We start from the raw sequence: 14,914 nt of genomic DNA on the forward strand, positions 1-14,914 counted from the left end.
GGCACGATGTCCCAGACGAAGGCCGCAAAATCCACCGACGCGGCCAGGGCCGCGAAATCCATCGAGGCGAACGCGCCGGCAAGATCAACCGAGAAGGCAGCACCGCCCCGCGCTTCCGACACGCTGGCGCTGAAGCTCAGCTCTCCCGAATTCACCACCACGCTGTCGCATTTCCACCGCGCCGAGATCGCGCGCATGGCGGGCTGGCGCGACAGGCTCGACCGCACCAGCAACTGGGCGATCACCGTGGTGGCGGCGATGCTGTCGGTGTCGCTGTCGACGCCCAGCGCGCATCACGGCGTGCTCTTGTTCGCGATGCTCCTGATCACGCTGCTTTTGTGGATCGAGGCGCGGCGCTACCGTTTCTTCGACGTCTACCGCGCCCGCGTGCGGCAGTTCGAGCGCTACTACTTCGCGCAGATCTTTTCGCCGCAGCCGGATTACGCTTCCAACTGGCTGGCCATCCTGGGCGAAGGCCTGCGCTCGCCGCGTTTCCTGATCACGCAGCGCGCGGCGCTGATACGCCGGCTGCGCCGCAACTACATCTTCATGTACACGATCCTGCTGCTTGCCTGGATCCTCAAGATCACCACGCCGAGCCTGTCGCGCGAAGGCTCGCCGATCGGCTTCGGCGCCTCGCTGGTCGACACGTTCCGGGTGGCGACGCTGGGACCCATCCCTGGCGTCATCGTGGTAAGCGGGGTGGCCGTCTGCTATCTCGCGCTGCTTGCCGCCGCCTTGCTGGTGCGTGCCGATGACGGCGAGCTGTCGGTCGGCGACGTGCATGTGTGAGCGGCTGAACGCCGAACGTTTACCCGGATTCAGCTATGCCTGCCTGCCAGTAAACCACCGTGAAATCGCGTGCGGGGACAACCATCAGGCGCGCCATCATTAGCCGCTTGATAAGCATTTGGTAATAAAACGCGACAGATGAGAGGCTGGCCGCGATTCACGGACAAGACAGCGTTGTCGCCGGTGGGACCTTGCCATGCGCATTAAGAGCCTGATTATCGTCAGCATGGTGAGCGCGGCGGCGCTGATCGGACTGGTTGGCGCTGTCGCCGTCTTCACGCAGCTGAAGGCGGCCAGATATCTGGGACTGAACGAAGCGACCAATGTCGCCCGTGAGCTCGCCGACACCATCGTTTTCAAACCCTACGACGGTGCGCCATCGCTGCTTGATCGACCTGATGCATTAAAGCGGTATCTCGACCAGCAGCACCGCCGCGCGCGGCGCGATTTTATCGTTGTCGACAGCAGCAAGCGGATTGTCGCCCATGCCGCTGACGAGGAGCACATCGCCGGCGAGACATTCGATCACGATCCGGGCAATGAGGTGGGCCTCACGCTGCAAGACGGTGTTCCGCGCCGGTTCGTCGATCCGAACGAAGTGAACGCCATTCTTGCCGTTCCGATCGAGCAGAACGAGGACACGATCGTCGGCGCCGCGCTTCTGGAATATGACCCGGTGCTGACCGCCGCCGAGCAGCGGACCAATGGTCTGCTCTGGCTCGTCGGCCTCAGCACCGCCGCCGCCATGCTGATCGCCGCGGGTTTTGCCTGGGTTCTGCTCAGCCGTTTCGGTTCAGGGCTTAAGGACATGATGCGCGGTATGCAGGCGCTGGCGCAGGGCGACGCCATGACGCGCATAGGCGATGGGCGCAACGACGAGTTCGGGCAGTTGGCAGATGGCTTCAACACGATGGCCGACCAGCTCGCGTCGGCACGGGCGCATATCGAAGACATCGTCGAGACAGCTGCCGAAGGCATCGCGGTGCTCGATGCAGAGGGCCGCATCGCCAGCGTCAACCCCGCCGCAGCGACGATGATCGGCCGGCGCGCCGACAAGATCGTCGGCCTGCAATGGGACGCGGCGCTGACACTGCACGATCCGAAAGGCGCCGAATTCGCCAGTGGGGCGTCCCCCGTCGAGATGGCTCTGGCTACCGGTCGGCAGCAGCAGCGCGAGATACGCCTGGTCAGGCTGGACGGCTCGCAGATCCCAATTATCGCCAGTTGCAGTCCGCTCAGCCGATCTGACGGCGGGCTGGTGCTGACCCTCAACGACATCAGTGAATTGCGCCGCGCCGAAGGGGTCGTCAACGAACGCGCCGACCAACTCGCGATCCTCAATCGCGAGCTGCACGAGAAGTCGGAAACCACGGCCCGCCTGGTCAAGCTTGGTGAACTGCTGCAGGCCTGCGTGACCTTCCCAGAGGCCTTCTCGGTTGTCGGCACGGCGATGACCGAGTTTCTCGGCGGCCTGAGCGGGAGCGTCCACCTGACCAGCGCTTCGCGCAACCTGGTCGAGGAGATGGCGCATTGGGGCGACGTGCGTTCGAGCGTCAATCAATTCGCGCCGGAAGACTGCTGGGCGCTGCGCCGCGGCCAGGAGCATGTCGTCGGTCCGGGCTTGCTCACGCCGCGTTGCGCTCACATCACGGAGAACGGCAACAAGGGCTACGTCTGCATGCCGCTGGCGGCGCAGGGCGAGACGCTAGGCATAATGCATCTGTGCGAACCGAATGCCGCCGAGAAGCCGCAATGGCTGACCGAACGGCAGCAGATCCTGCGCGGCGTCGTCGACACGCTGGCGCTGGCGCTAGCCAATCTGCGCCTTCGCGAAACGCTTAGGCAGCAATCGATCCGCGATCCGAACACCGGCCTGTTCAACCGGCGTTATCTCGAAGAAACCAGCAGCCGGGAACTGAGGCGCATGGAGCGCTCGAGCCAGCCGTTGGCAGTCATCATGCTCGATGTCGACCACTTCAAACAGTTCAACGATACGTTCGGGCACGAGGCCGGTGACCTCGTGCTGAAGCAGGTTGCCGCGACGCTAATCGAGCATGCGCGCGACAGCGATGTCGTATCCCGTTATGGCGGCGAGGAATTTGCCCTGGTCATGCCGGGATGCTCGCTTGAGGAGGGAGCTCAGCGCGCCGAAACGCTCCGCCAGGCGATCAAGCATCTGCATCTGGCGCATCGCGGCCGCACGCTTGGAACAGTGACGGCCTCGTTCGGCGTCGCGGCCTATCCCGAGCATGGCACCGGCTGGGCCGAGATCACCAACGCCGCGGACCACGCGCAATATGACGCGAAGGCCGAGGGTCGCGACAGGGTGGTTGTCGCCAGGAGCACCCCGCCGGGCGAGCGCCCCGCCATCCAGCTGGTGCCCTCCGCGAAAGCCGGCACCGAGGTCAAGGGATGATTCCGCGCTAGCGCCTCTCAGCATTTCAACGAAACGCCGAAACGCTCTATCTATTTGTTTTTACTAAATTTCGGAGGGCTACGGCGAAGTCGCCGAGCCTAACGTTACACACTTTGTCCTGGAGTCGCTCCAGTCTACTGGACTATGCCAAGCGCGGATCGGAACTCCTGCGTTGTGTTGCGGGCGGGATAGGATTCCTCCGGCACGGGAACGCCGAGATGGCTGCAGAGCGGTGCCCAGCCGTCGCCGAGCTTGTGCACCAGCAGCCGTTCCGCCGGCACGGTGTTCAGCACCGCCTCGACATTGTCCCGGTAGACGGCGATGGCATGTGCTCGGTCCTGCGGGCGGCCGCCGAAGACCTGGTTGGCGACGAGCGCGATGCCGAGCGACTCCTGATCCGTGCTGCCGGCGATCGCCGGCAGCAGGGTTTTTTCAAAACTCTCCCACCAGCTTTCGGGCGAGCGCCAGGTGAGGATGACGCGCGCCTGCGGATAGGCTTCGATCAGCTCACGCCAATAGAAGGCCGAGGGCCAGTCGACGCAGGATTTATATCCCGCGAAGAGCTGGGCCCAGTCGGGCGCCTCGCCCCTGGCCAGCGCCCGCCAGAGCCGCTTCTGCTTCGCATGCCCCATGACCTCCGACATATGGTGGCAAGGACCGAAGCCGAGCATGGTCAGCGCCTCGCGCATCGAGTCCGTGCCGGTCCGGCCGAAGCCGGTTCCAATCACCATCAGCGACATTTCCCCCTCCTCCACTACTCCCGTCTTTAAGCGGTTGCGGTCAACCTCCCTGGACCACGAGCCGCAGGCGGTTGCCTTCCGGATCGGCGGTCGAAATCGCGCCACCTTCCCTTCTCGCCGGCGCATTGGCCGTTTCGAGCCTGCGCGCCACGGCGGCAAGCTCGTGGGCGGAACCGAGCTCGACGGTGAAATAGTCCAGGCCGGCGGCATCGGGCGGCGGTTCGCGCAGCTCGCCGCGCGCCCAGATGTTGAAGGCGATCATATGCGCGCGGCGCTCGGTGCCGCAGTCGAACATGCCGAAGGTCCGGGACTGGATATGCGGCCGGAAGCCGAGCACGCCGAGATAGAATTCCATCAGCGCCTCGGGCGCGCGGGCGCGCAAATGGATGTGGCCGATAAAGGCGTCTTGCGCCATCCTGGGCTCGACATGGCCGGAATTGCCGAGGTCGCGCAATAGGCTAGAGACGTCCAGCGGCTCCAGCCCGGAATGCGCGCTGCCGTCGACGGCAATCAGCGACACGCGGCCGTCGGGCGAGACCTCGCGGCGCAGCAGGCGTTCAGGCGTGTCGAAGCATATCTCGATGCCGTTGCCGGACGGGTCAGAGACGTAGAGCGATTCCGAAACGAGGTGGTCCTGGGCGCTGTATCGCAACCCCGACGCCTTGAGGCGGGCGGCCGCATGCGCGAGGTCGCGGCGGGTGGTGACGTGGATGGCGACATGGAAGAGATCGCGCGACTTCTGCGGCAGGGCGACTTCCGCGCCCGCATGGAGCACGATCAGCGTCCGGCCGCCGGCCCCGAGCTGCGCTAGAACGGCGTCCTCGCCGGCCGGCGCCAGTCCGACAGTGTCGCGCCAGACGGTCAAGGCGGCCGGAATGTCGGTCACCTTGAGATGGACCGGCCCGAGACACGTGGCCTGAGACAGCAATCCTTCGTCCATCGTCGTCTGCTCGATTGCGGTCGATGGATATATTAGCTCCGAATGATATTTATGTCTCGCGCCAAGTTCGGATTGACCCCTCCCCGGCGGGCGGCGACTATCGCAAAGCAGGCTGTTTTTCGGCAGCTCCGAACGAAGCAGGAGGAACCTCCCATGGACGACACCGATCACTGGCGCAACATGGCGAGCGCGCCGCGGGACGGCAGCCGCATCCTGGTGACGGTGCGCTCCTCCGAGCAGGGACCGGCCGAGGTCGACATGGCCTATTGGTCGCGCGCCGACCAGTTCGGCGAGGAAGGCTGGCGGGCCTCGGACTCCTCGCCCGGCCGCGTGGTCGAATATGCCGAGCCGGAGCTCAGATGCTGGATGCCGCTGCCAAGCGCCGGGCGAGGCTCGATGCCGAGCCCTTGGGAGGGCGAGGACGTGCCGCTGGTGGATGGGGAAGGGATTTAGGGCGCCTTTCCCTTCTCCCCTTGGCGATTGGCGAAAGCAGCGGCGACAGCCAATCTCCCCCCTAGTGGGGGAGATGTCCGGCAGGACAGAGGGGGCGCCGTAGAGTAAAGACCTTGGCGAAGACCTCAGGTTCAAACGGCTCCAGCGATGACCCATACTCCTCTGCCGCCACGACACCGGGCCAATGCAAAATCGATGCGTCGCGTCATGACCGATGCCGAACTGAAGCTCTGGAACGAGCTTCGCGCACACCGGTTGATGGGACTTGGTTTCCGTAGGCAGTTTCCGATAGCAGGCTATATCGTCGACTTCGCTTGCCCGGAGAAAAGGCTTCTTGTCGAGGTCGACGGCTCGCAGCATGGCGATGGCGGCGTTGCCGAGGCTGATGCGCTGAGAACGAGACGTCTCGAAGAGGATGGCTGGACCGTCTTGCGGTTCTGGAACGACGATGTGATCCGCGACATCGACAATGTCTGCCAGCACATTGTTATCGTCGCGGATTTGGCTGATCCGACCTGAGAGGCTGGCGGGACAGCGCCCCCCTCTGTCCTGCCGGACATCTCCCCCACTAGGGGGGGAGATTAGCAGTTTCGGCGTCGGCTCCCTTCTATCAGAGCGCTAAAACAAAAACGCCGCCGTCGCCGGATCAGGTCCGGTGCGACCGTCGGCGGAATCCAGGCCACGGATGGTCTGCATATCGTCCTCGTCGAGCTCGAAACCGAAGACGTCGAAATTGCCGGCGATGCGCTCCTCATGGATCGACTTCGGGATGACGATCAGCCCTTCCTGCAAATGCCAGCGGATGATCACCTGCGCCACCGACTTGCCGTGCTTCTTCGCCAGGTTCTCCAGTGTCGGGTCGGAAAGCAGCCGGCCGCTACCCAGCGGGCTCCAGCTCTCGATATGGATGTTGTGCTTCTTGTGGAAATCGCGCTTGTCGCGCTGCTGGAAGCGCGGATGCAGCTCGATCTGGTTGACGACGGGCGTCACGCCGGTCTCGCCGATGATGCGCTCCAGATGATCCTGGTTGAAGTTGGAGACGCCGACCGACTTGATGCGACCGGCCTGCTGCAGCTCGACCAGCGTCTTCCAGGCCTCGACATATTTGTTTTGGGTAGGCACCGGCCAATGGATCAGGAAAAGATCGATCCGGTCGATGCCGAGTTTTTGCATCGTGTCGTCGAAGGCGCGCAATGCCGCGTCGCGCTGATGCGCGCCGTTGCGCAGCTTGGAGGTGATGAAGAGCTCGTTCCTCGGCACGCCCGCCGCGCGGATCGCCTCGCCGACGCCTTCCTCGTTGCGGTAGCCCTCGGCGGTGTCGATCAGCCGGTAGCCGGCCTCGATCCCCCAGCGCACGACCTTGGCGGTGATGTCCGGATCGACCTGCCACACGCCGAGCCCGATCTGCGGGATGGTCGAGCCGTCGTTCAATGTCAGCTGTTCGGGCATGGGAGATTCCTTTTGGGAGGGAGCGTGGTGTACGGGACGGGTGGTGCCGACTATTTAGGCCGCGGGTTGAGGAATACCAGTCGCATAGAGAAGATGGCGCGACGCCGAAGCTGCCAATCTCCCCCTCGTGGGGGAGATGTCCGGCAGGACAGAGGGGGCGCCGTAGAGTAGAAACGCAGGTGAACCTGCCTCGGTCTGATGCACCCATGCCCATACACCAGTCCCACCTCGACATCGCGCCAACGCGAAATCGATGCGCAAAGTCATGACCGATGCTGAACTGAAGCTCTGAACGAGCTCCGTGGCCACCGGCTGATGGGCCTCGGCTTTCGCAGGCAGTTTCCGATCGCAGGCTACATCGTCGACTTCGCGTGTCCTCAGAAGAAGCTGATCGTGGAAGTGGATGGATCGCAGCATGCCGACAACGCCATTCCTGACGAGACCAGAACCAGGCGCCTGGAGCAGGATGGCTGGATGGTCCTCCGGTTCTGGAACGACGACGTCATCCGAGACATCGAATGTCTGCCAGCATACTGTTATTGCCGCTGGGTTGGCTTGTCCGACTTGAGATGCTGGCGGGACAGCGCCCCCCTCTGTCCTGCCGGACATCTCCCCCACGAGGGGGAGATTGGCAGCTTCGCCGCCGGCTTCACCCACAGCCGAGAAGGAGGAGCGCTACCCTCTCGCCCCGAACCGCAGCCCATCCATCAAGAGCTTCACCAGCCGTCCGGACCGCTCGCGCCAGTCGGGCGTATTGGGCGCGGAGTAGATGCCGCCGAGCGCATGCATGACATCGGAGGCGTCAACGTCGGCGCGGATTTTTCCCGCGGCGGCGGCGGCCTGGACCAGGCTTCGCATGGCGCCGGAGACGCGGCCCGACGTGTCGGAGAACAGCGTCGAATTGGCGGTGAGCAACAGGCGCAGGCTGGTGGCGAGGCCGCGCTTGGTGGCGATGTAGTCGACGAAGCGCTGCATCCAGAGCTCCAGCGCGACGTCGGCCGGATGCTCGTGGGCAAGTTCGTCAGCGGCGTGGCAGAGGCCTTCCACCTCGCGGCGGTAGACCACCTCGACCAGATGCTCGCGCGTCGGGAAATGGCGGTAGAGCGTGCCGATGCCGACCCCTGCCCGCTTGGCGATCTCCTCCAGCGAGGCGTCGACGCCGTCGCTGGCAAACATCTGCGCCGCCACCTCGACCAGCCTGTCGCGGTTGCGCTGCGCATCGGCGCGCAGCGGCTTTGGCGCCGGCGCATCGCGCGTCGCTTCAGCGATCATTTCGGGCTCGGGCACTTTTTTCTCCACCAACGCAATATTGGGGGGTTGAACCATGACTGGCCAGACCCCAGCTAAATAAACGGAGGCTCCTCCGTTTTAGTGGAGTGCTTTTATCATATAACCAGGGGAAGCGTTATGTCACCTAGAGAAGGACGGAAAGCTTCGCCTGGCCGCTGGAGACAGGGGCATTCTTCGACGCCCGTGGTTGGCAAATCCGCTCGTGCGTTCGTCATCCCAGGGCGAAGCAAGGAGCGGAGCGACGCGGCGCAGACCCTGGGATCCATGCCATACCCTGCGAGCGCGGCTACGGTGCAGAATTCTGGCCCGTCGCGTCCTTCGGCAAACGTCACGGCATGGATCCTCGGGTCAAGCCCCAGGATGACGAACGCGAAGGTCGCCTCCAAGCGACCCTTGCCCCTAACCCCCCAAGCCCCATTTCCATCCGCTCAAGCGTCCAGCAATCGGAGCCCGACGCCCCATGAATGACCAAGTCACCATCAGTCCCACCACGCTTTCCGTCCATCTCACCATCAACGGCCGCGACCATACGCTGGAGACCGAGCCGCGCGTGACGCTGCTCGACGCGCTGCGCGACCGCCTCCACCTCACCGGCACCAAGAAAGGCTGCGACCAGGGCCAGTGCGGCGCCTGTACCGTCCATGTCGACGGCGAGCGCGTGCTCGCCTGCCTGACGTTGGCCGCCCAGGTCGAAGGCCGCGAGATCACCACCATCGAAGGCCTGGCCGACCAGGACGGCACGCTCAACGCCGTGCAGGCCGCCTTCCTCGAACAGGACGCCTTCCAGTGCGGCTATTGCACGCCGGGGCAGATCATGTCGGCGGTGGCCTGCATCCGCGAGGGCCATGCCGGTTCCGACGAGGAAATCCGCGAATACATGGCCGGCAATCTCTGCCGCTGCGGCGCCTATCCGAACATCGTCGCCGCCGTCCGCCAGGCCGCACAGGAGCTGCGCTCATGAGAGATTTTTCCTACTTCCGCGCCGACAGTATCGAGGCCGCCCGTAATGCGGCCGCCCTGCCCGGCGCGATGCTGCTTGCCGGCGGCACGACGCTGATCGACCTTGCCAAATGCGGCGTCGCCGAACCTTCGACTGTGATCGACATCAGCCATATCGAAGGGCTCAACGCCATCGACGTGACCGCCGACCGCGCCGTCATCGGCGCGCTGGCCAGGATGAGCCATGTCGCCGACAACCCGCAAGTGAAGAGCCACTTCCCGGCCGTCTCGGAAGCGCTGTGGCAGGCCGCGTCGGCGCAGTTGCGCAACATGGCGACCATCGGCGGCAATCTGATGCAGCGCACGCGCTGCCCCTATTTCCGTGATCCAGCCAACTTCCCGGCCTGCAACAAGCGCGCGCCGGGCAGCGGCTGCTCGGCGATCGGCGGCGTGACGCGCGGCCATGCGGTACTTGGCGTGAGCGAAGCCTGCATCGCCACCTATCCGGGGGATCTCGCGGTGGCGCTCGTCGCCTTCGACGCCGAGGTCGATCTCGGGGAACGCAAGCTCAAGGTCGAGGATTTCTTCCTTGCGCCGGGCGCCACCGCCGAGCAGGAGCACGACATCCGCCCCGGCGAGGTGATCAGGGCCATCGAAATCCCCGGCTCGGCCGCCGCCAGGCGCTCGACCTACATCAAGGTGCGCGACCGCCAGTCCTATGAATTCGCCGCGGCCAGCGCCGCCGTCGGGCTGGAGCTCGAAAGCGATGGCCGTACCGTGCGTGACATACGCGTGGCACTTGGCGGCGTCGCGACGAAGCCGTGGCGGGTCCGCCTGTCGAGGACGCGCTAAGGGGCAAGGCGCTCGACGAAGCGACCGTCCGCGAGGCGAGCGAGCTCGCCATGGAAGGCGCCGTCGACCATGGCGCCAACCACTACAAGATCGCATTGGCGCCGCGCGTCATCGCGCGCGCCATCCTCAAATTGGGAGAGACGGCATGACCGTTCATGACATGAAGCACGCCGCGTCGGACAGCGCGCGCCTCGAAGCGGTGGGCGGAAGGCTGTCGCGCGTCGACGGCCCGGCCAAGATCACGGGCGCGGCAAAGTACGCCTTCGAGCAGCAGCTCGAAGGGCTGACGCATGCCGTGCTGGTCGGCGCTACAATCGCCGCCGGCACGGTCTCGGCCATCGACAGCCGCGCGGCCGAGACCGCGCCTGGCGTTCTCGCGGTGCTCACGCCCGACACGATCATGGAACTGAACGGCGCATCGGACTGGCTGGGCAACCCGCCGTCGCAGCCGACCTACAACCCCCTCGCCCGCGAGGTCACCTATTCGGGCCAGCATATCGCGGCGGTGGTAGCCGAGAGCTTCGAGCAGGCGGTCGCAGCCGCGGCGCTGGTCAAGGTCTGGTATGACGAGACGCCGGCCATCGTCGATTTGAGCGACGGCAAGGCCGGCGACGGCATCCCGATCGACGCCATGACCAAGGAATGGGGCGATGCTGAAGCCGCCTTCGCCGCCGCGCCGGTGCGCATCTGCGCGGCCTACAACACGCCGCGCGAGTTCCAGGCGGCGATGGAGCCGCATGGGCTGATCGCGCGCTGGGAAGGCGACGAGCTGACCATCTGGGAGCCGAGCCAATGGCTTGACGGGATGGCGCGCACTTATGCCGAGTGGTTCGGCGTGCCGTTCGAGAATGTGCGGCTGGTCTCGCCCTATATCGGCGGCGGTTTCGGGTCGAAGGCGCTGGCGCTGGCACACAGCGCGGTGGCGGCGGCCGCAGCCAAGATGCTGGGGCGGCCGGTCAAGCTGGTGCTCAACCGCCCGCAGAATTTCACCTCCTATGGTGGCCGCGCCGCGACACGGCAGACGGTGGCGATCGGCGCCGATAGGGATGGCAGGATCCAGTCGATCGTGCATCGCGGCGTCAACGAAACCGCGGTCGACGGCATGTGGGTCGAGCCGCTCGGCTCCGTCACCTCGATCATGTATGCCACGCCGAATTTCTCGTCGAAGCAGAATGTGGTGCGGGTGAACACGGTGGTGCCGGGAGCAAAGCGCGCGCCGGGCGAGAACCCGAGCGCCTTCGGCATCGAATGCGCCATCGACGAGCTGGCTCATGAGCTCGGCATCGATCCGCTGGAGATGCGGCTGATCAATTATGCCGAACAGGATCCACACGCGAAGAAGGCGTGGTCGACGCGCCAGTTGCGCGAGGCCTTTGCCGCCGGCGCCGAAGCCTTCGGCTGGGCGAAGCGCTCGGCGGCGCCACGCTCGATGCGCGACGGCCGTCAGCTCGTCGGCTGGGGCATGGCCGCCGGCACGTATCCGGTGCGGCGCGCGCATGGCGAGGCGGTGGTGAAGATCCTCGCCGACGGTTCGGTCGTGGTCGAAAGCTCCTCCATTGACATGGGTCAGGGCACCTACACGATCCTGGCGCAAACGGCGGCCGAGACGCTCGGCGTTCCGGTGGAACGCGTGTCGGTGAAGCTCGGGGATTCCCACTTCGCCCGCGCGGGCGTCACCGGCGGCTCGCGCCTGGCGGGCGTCATGACCGGCGCCGTCTACAAGGCGGCCGGCCAGGCGCTGGACGAGCTCATCGGCCTGGCGCTCTCCGATCCGCGCTCGCCGTTCCAGAAGCTGCAGGCGAACACGCTGCAAGTGCGGGACGGCCGCATCGCCTCGCCGCGCGGCGAAGGACCGGAGCTGTCGATCGCCGAGTTCATGACTGCTGTCGGCCGTGAGCAGATCGAGGCCAAGGGCGATACGCTGCCAGCCAGCACGACAGCTGAGGAGCGCTACGCGAACTACACGACCATCGCCAAGTCGATCCCGCACACAGAGGGCGACTGGTCGCGCCATTCCTGGTGCGCGCATTTCGTCGAGGTGCGGGTGGATGAGGATTTCGGCACGGTGCGCGTGTCGCGCGTGGTGTCGGCGCTGGATTCGGGCCGGCTCTACAATCCCAAGCTGGCGGAAAGCCAGTGGAAGGGCGGCATCATCATGGGTATCGGCCAGGCGCTGCTCGAGGAAGGCATCGTCGACCGCCGCCACGGCCGCATCGTCAACGGCAATTTCGCCGACTACATGCTGCCGACCAATGCCGACATTCCCGACATCCAGACGATCTCGGTCGGCATCCCCGACCCGCACTCCTCCGCCCTCGGCGGCAAGGGGGTTGGGGAACTGGCGATCGTGGGCATCGCGCCGGCGATTGCGAACGCGGTGTTCCACGCGACGGGGAAGCGGGTGCGGGATCTGCCGATTACGCTGGAGAAGTTGATTTAGGGGATCACCGTCGACGGAGCGCTTAATCTCCCCCCTGTGGCGGAGATGGCCGGCAGGCCAGAGGGGGGCGCCCTCTTTCACTTCGTCATTCTAGGGCGAAGCAAGGAGCGAAGCGACGCGCGCAGACCCTAGAATCCATGCCGTGACGGTTGAGAGCCACCACGGTCCAGAACGTTCATCGGCCAATCCCGTGAAGCAACTCGCACCCTTCTGGATTGGTCTTCTCGATCACCCGTGCCGTTGGCGCGACCGGCGCTTCAGCGATTTCTCTCAGTTGATGCTGCTGACGGCGACTATTCCGGACCGTTGCATTTCTTGACCAAGGTATCGGCATGGATTCTAGGGTCTGCGCGCGTCGCTTCGCTCCTTGCCTCGCCCTAGAATGACGAGGCATAGGTCGGCGTTCCTTCGCGCCCCCCTCTGTCCTGCCGGACATCTCCCCCACAAGGGGGGAGATCGGCCGTCGCCACGGCTTTCGCCAATCTCCGACGTCTGCCCTTCCTACCAATCCAGCCCGAACACCAGCTTGCCGAAATGCAGGCCGCCGGCGGCCATGTGGGTATAGGCCTCGGTCGCCTCGTTCTGTGAGAACACCTTGTCGACGACCGGCTCGATGCCGGCGGCGCCGATGGCCCGCGCCGCGTCCTTGAGGTCGGACACCGATCCGGTGTTGTTGCCCAGCACTTTCAGCGCCTTGATGATGATCGGCAGCAGATTGACCGTCGCCTCGGCGCCGGTGACGAAGCCGATGGTGAACAGCGTTCCGCCGGGCGCGGTGGCGTTGACCGCGCGGGCGAAGGTGGCGGCGCCGCCGGTCTCGACGACGAGGTCGGCGCCGAGGCCGTCGGTCAGCTCCAGCACCTTGCCGTCCCAGTCCGGCGTCGAGCGGTAATTGATCAGGTGATCGGCGCCCAGCGCCCTGGCCCGCTCCAGCTTCTCGTCCGAGGACGAGGTGATGATCACGGTGGCGCCGGCCGCCTTGGCGAGCTGCAGCGTGAAGATCGAGACGCCGCCGGTGCCGAGCAGCACGACCACCGAGCCCGGTCCGACATCAGCGGCGCGGAGCGCATTCCAGGCGGTAGTGCCGGCGATAGGCAGCGTCGAGGCCGCCTCGAAGGAGAGATGCGCCGGCACCGGCACGACCGAATTGGCCGGGAGCGCAACATATTCGGCGAGCGAACCCGGCAGCGAGATGCCGCGCATCTCCCTCATCTCGTAAGGCCGCGGCCGGCCGCCGATCCAGCGCGGCTTGGCATGGGCGACGACGCGGTCGCCAACGGCGAACCCCGTCACGCCCTCGCCGAGCGCGACGATCTCGCCGGCGCCGTCGGCGACGGGTATGAGCGGGAAAACCGGCCCGGGATAGTTGCCGCTCGCCACGGCGACGTCGACGAAATTCAGGCTCGCCGCGCGCTGGCGGATCAGCACCTCGCCGCGCTGCGGTTCGGGCGTGGCGACGCTGGCGGCGCGGAAGGCGTCGAGCCTGGGCTGGGTGAGTTCGATGGCTTTCATGGGTTCACTCCGTGGGGCCGATTGACGGTTGAGTGAAGCTATCTGCTGCGCTATGCCTCGATAATTGTCGTCTTTTGCATTTGAGTATTGCAAATCATGCAGCAATCCCACGAAACCGCCGCGCTCGCCGAAATGGCCGCCTTCGCGGCCGTCGCCGAGGCGCGCTCCTTCACCCGGGCGGCGGCGACGGTCGGGCGCGACGCGACCATCCTGTCGCGCCGGCTGCAGTCGCTGGAAGAGCGGCTGGGGGTGCGGCTGCTCCACCGCACGACGCGCAGCGTGTCGCTGACCGAGGCGGGCGCGCAGTTCCTGGTGCGCGTGCGCGCCATCCTGGCTTCTGTCGACGAGGCCGAAGCCGCGGCCTCCGCCCATGCCGGCGGCCGGCCGCGCGGGCTGCTCAGGCTGGCGCTGCCCGGCACGTTCGGGCGCATGTGGATAGCCCCGTTCCTGCCGCAGTTCCTCGCCGAGTTCCCGGATCTGCGCATCGAGGCCGAATTCTCCAACCGCTTCGCCGATCTCGTCGCCGAGAATTTCGACGTCGCCGTGCGGCTGGGCAGCCTCGAGGATTCACGCCTGGTGGCGCGCAAGGTGGCGACGCGGCGCCGGCTGCTCTGCGCCGCCCCGTCCTACCTTGCTCGAAGGGGCATGCCTCAGACGCCGCAGGCGCTGCTCGAACATTCCTGCCTCGGCTTCACCGGCTTCCAGACCTTTCCGGTCTGGGAGATGACCGACCGTGAGGGCCGGCGCGCGCGCGTCGAGGTTTCCGGGCCACTGGTCAGCGACGACGCCGAGGTGCTGGTCGAGGCCGCCGTGCAAGGCGTCGGGCTGATGATGAGCACGGACTGGCTGGTCGGACGCGAGATTGCCGACGGCCGGCTGGTGCCGATCCTGGAGGACTGGACGCTGGCCGACGAGGGCGCGGTTTATGTCGTCACGCCCTCAGCCAAAGGCCAGGCCGCCAAGACCCGCGCCTTCGCCGACTGGATCGGCAAGCGATTTTCGCCCGAGCCGCCCTGGCGGCGATGAGAAGGCAACCTCCGAGATGTCGGCGGAAGTCCTGAGCGGGTGATCAAGGCATTCAGGGACCATGA

At 65.8% G+C, this 14,914-nt stretch carries 12 protein-coding genes and 2 pseudogenes; 9 read left to right on the forward strand and 5 right to left on the reverse strand.

Going from position 1 to position 14,914, the window contains the following annotated elements; all coding sequences use genetic code 11:
• The first annotated feature begins 6 nt into the window (after nt 1-6).
• Both EJ072_RS35215 and EJ072_RS35220 read left to right on the forward strand, forming a co-directional pair.
• Entirely contained in the window at nt 7-792 is a 786-nt protein-coding gene (locus tag EJ072_RS35215) for a DUF2270 domain-containing protein (RefSeq protein ID WP_126083350.1), read from the forward strand.
• Between the two features lie 196 nt (nt 793-988).
• On the forward strand, nt 989-3,208 hold the full coding sequence (locus tag EJ072_RS35220; RefSeq protein ID WP_126083351.1) for a diguanylate cyclase: 2,220 nt from the start codon (nt 989-991) through the stop codon (nt 3,206-3,208).
• A gap of 134 nt (nt 3,209-3,342) precedes the next feature.
• Here the strand turns inward: EJ072_RS35220 and EJ072_RS35225 are convergent, their stop codons facing one another.
• Together EJ072_RS35225 and EJ072_RS35230 are read right to left on the reverse strand one after the other, a co-directional pair.
• Nucleotides 3,343-3,948, reverse strand: a complete 606-nt coding sequence (locus tag EJ072_RS35225; RefSeq protein WP_126083352.1) for a sulfotransferase family protein — start codon at nt 3,946-3,948, stop codon at nt 3,343-3,345.
• 40 nt (nt 3,949-3,988) lie between these two features.
• Complete coding sequence (locus EJ072_RS35230; RefSeq protein ID WP_126083353.1) at nt 3,989-4,888, reverse strand: VOC family protein; 900 nt, start codon at nt 4,886-4,888, stop codon at nt 3,989-3,991.
• Nucleotides 4,889-5,041: 153 nt separating this feature from the next.
• Here EJ072_RS35230 and EJ072_RS35235 point away from each other — a divergent pair, with 153 nt between their 5' ends.
• Nucleotides 5,042-5,341, forward strand: coding sequence for a hypothetical protein (locus EJ072_RS35235; protein ID WP_095820718.1), 300 nt, complete (start codon nt 5,042-5,044; stop codon nt 5,339-5,341).
• Nucleotides 5,342-5,488: 147 nt separating this feature from the next.
• On the forward strand, nt 5,489-5,860 hold the full coding sequence (locus EJ072_RS35240; RefSeq protein WP_126083354.1) for an endonuclease domain-containing protein: 372 nt from the start codon (nt 5,489-5,491) through the stop codon (nt 5,858-5,860).
• 99 nt (nt 5,861-5,959) lie between these two features.
• Here the strand turns inward: EJ072_RS35240 and EJ072_RS35245 are convergent, their stop codons facing one another.
• A complete protein-coding gene (locus EJ072_RS35245; protein WP_126083355.1) occupies nt 5,960-6,790 on the reverse strand; it encodes an aldo/keto reductase in 831 nt (276 codons plus the stop codon).
• A 253-nt stretch (nt 6,791-7,043) separates the two neighbouring features.
• Between EJ072_RS35245 and EJ072_RS35250 the strand changes: the two are divergent.
• Nucleotides 7,044-7,358, forward strand: a pseudogene (locus EJ072_RS35250) (endonuclease domain-containing protein).
• A 107-nt stretch (nt 7,359-7,465) separates the two neighbouring features.
• Here EJ072_RS35250 and EJ072_RS35255 read toward each other — a convergent pair.
• Complete coding sequence (locus EJ072_RS35255; protein WP_126083853.1) at nt 7,466-8,062, reverse strand: TetR/AcrR family transcriptional regulator; 597 nt, start codon at nt 8,060-8,062, stop codon at nt 7,466-7,468.
• A 478-nt stretch (nt 8,063-8,540) separates the two neighbouring features.
• On the opposite strand from EJ072_RS35255, the gene EJ072_RS35265 reads away from it, so the two are divergent.
• The 3 genes and pseudogenes from EJ072_RS35265 (at nt 8,541) to EJ072_RS35275 (ending at nt 12,311) form a co-directional block, all read left to right on the forward strand.
• Complete coding sequence (locus EJ072_RS35265; RefSeq protein WP_189343171.1) at nt 8,541-9,041, forward strand: (2Fe-2S)-binding protein; 501 nt, start codon at nt 8,541-8,543, stop codon at nt 9,039-9,041.
• Nucleotides 9,038-10,020, forward strand: a pseudogene (locus tag EJ072_RS35270) (xanthine dehydrogenase family protein subunit M). The gene EJ072_RS35265 and the pseudogene EJ072_RS35270 overlap by 4 nt, the downstream one beginning before the upstream one ends.
• Nucleotides 10,017-12,311: a xanthine dehydrogenase family protein molybdopterin-binding subunit gene (locus EJ072_RS35275; protein ID WP_126083357.1), complete on the forward strand. Its 2,295-nt coding sequence runs from the start codon at nt 10,017-10,019 to the stop codon at nt 12,309-12,311. Before EJ072_RS35270 ends, EJ072_RS35275 begins: the two are co-directional and overlap by 4 nt.
• Nucleotides 12,312-12,812: 501 nt before the next feature.
• Here EJ072_RS35275 and EJ072_RS35280 read toward each other — a convergent pair.
• Entirely contained in the window at nt 12,813-13,823 is a 1,011-nt protein-coding gene (locus tag EJ072_RS35280; RefSeq protein WP_126083358.1) for an NAD(P)-dependent alcohol dehydrogenase, read from the reverse strand.
• A 96-nt stretch (nt 13,824-13,919) separates the two neighbouring features.
• Between EJ072_RS35280 and EJ072_RS35285 the strand changes: the two genes are divergently transcribed.
• A complete protein-coding gene (locus EJ072_RS35285; protein WP_126083359.1) occupies nt 13,920-14,849 on the forward strand; it encodes a LysR family transcriptional regulator in 930 nt (309 codons plus the stop codon).
• The last annotated feature ends 65 nt before the right edge of the window (nt 14,850-14,914 follow it).

The organism is Mesorhizobium sp. M2A.F.Ca.ET.046.03.2.1, assembly GCF_003952425.1.
GTDB lineage: Bacteria > Pseudomonadota > Alphaproteobacteria > Rhizobiales > Rhizobiaceae > Mesorhizobium.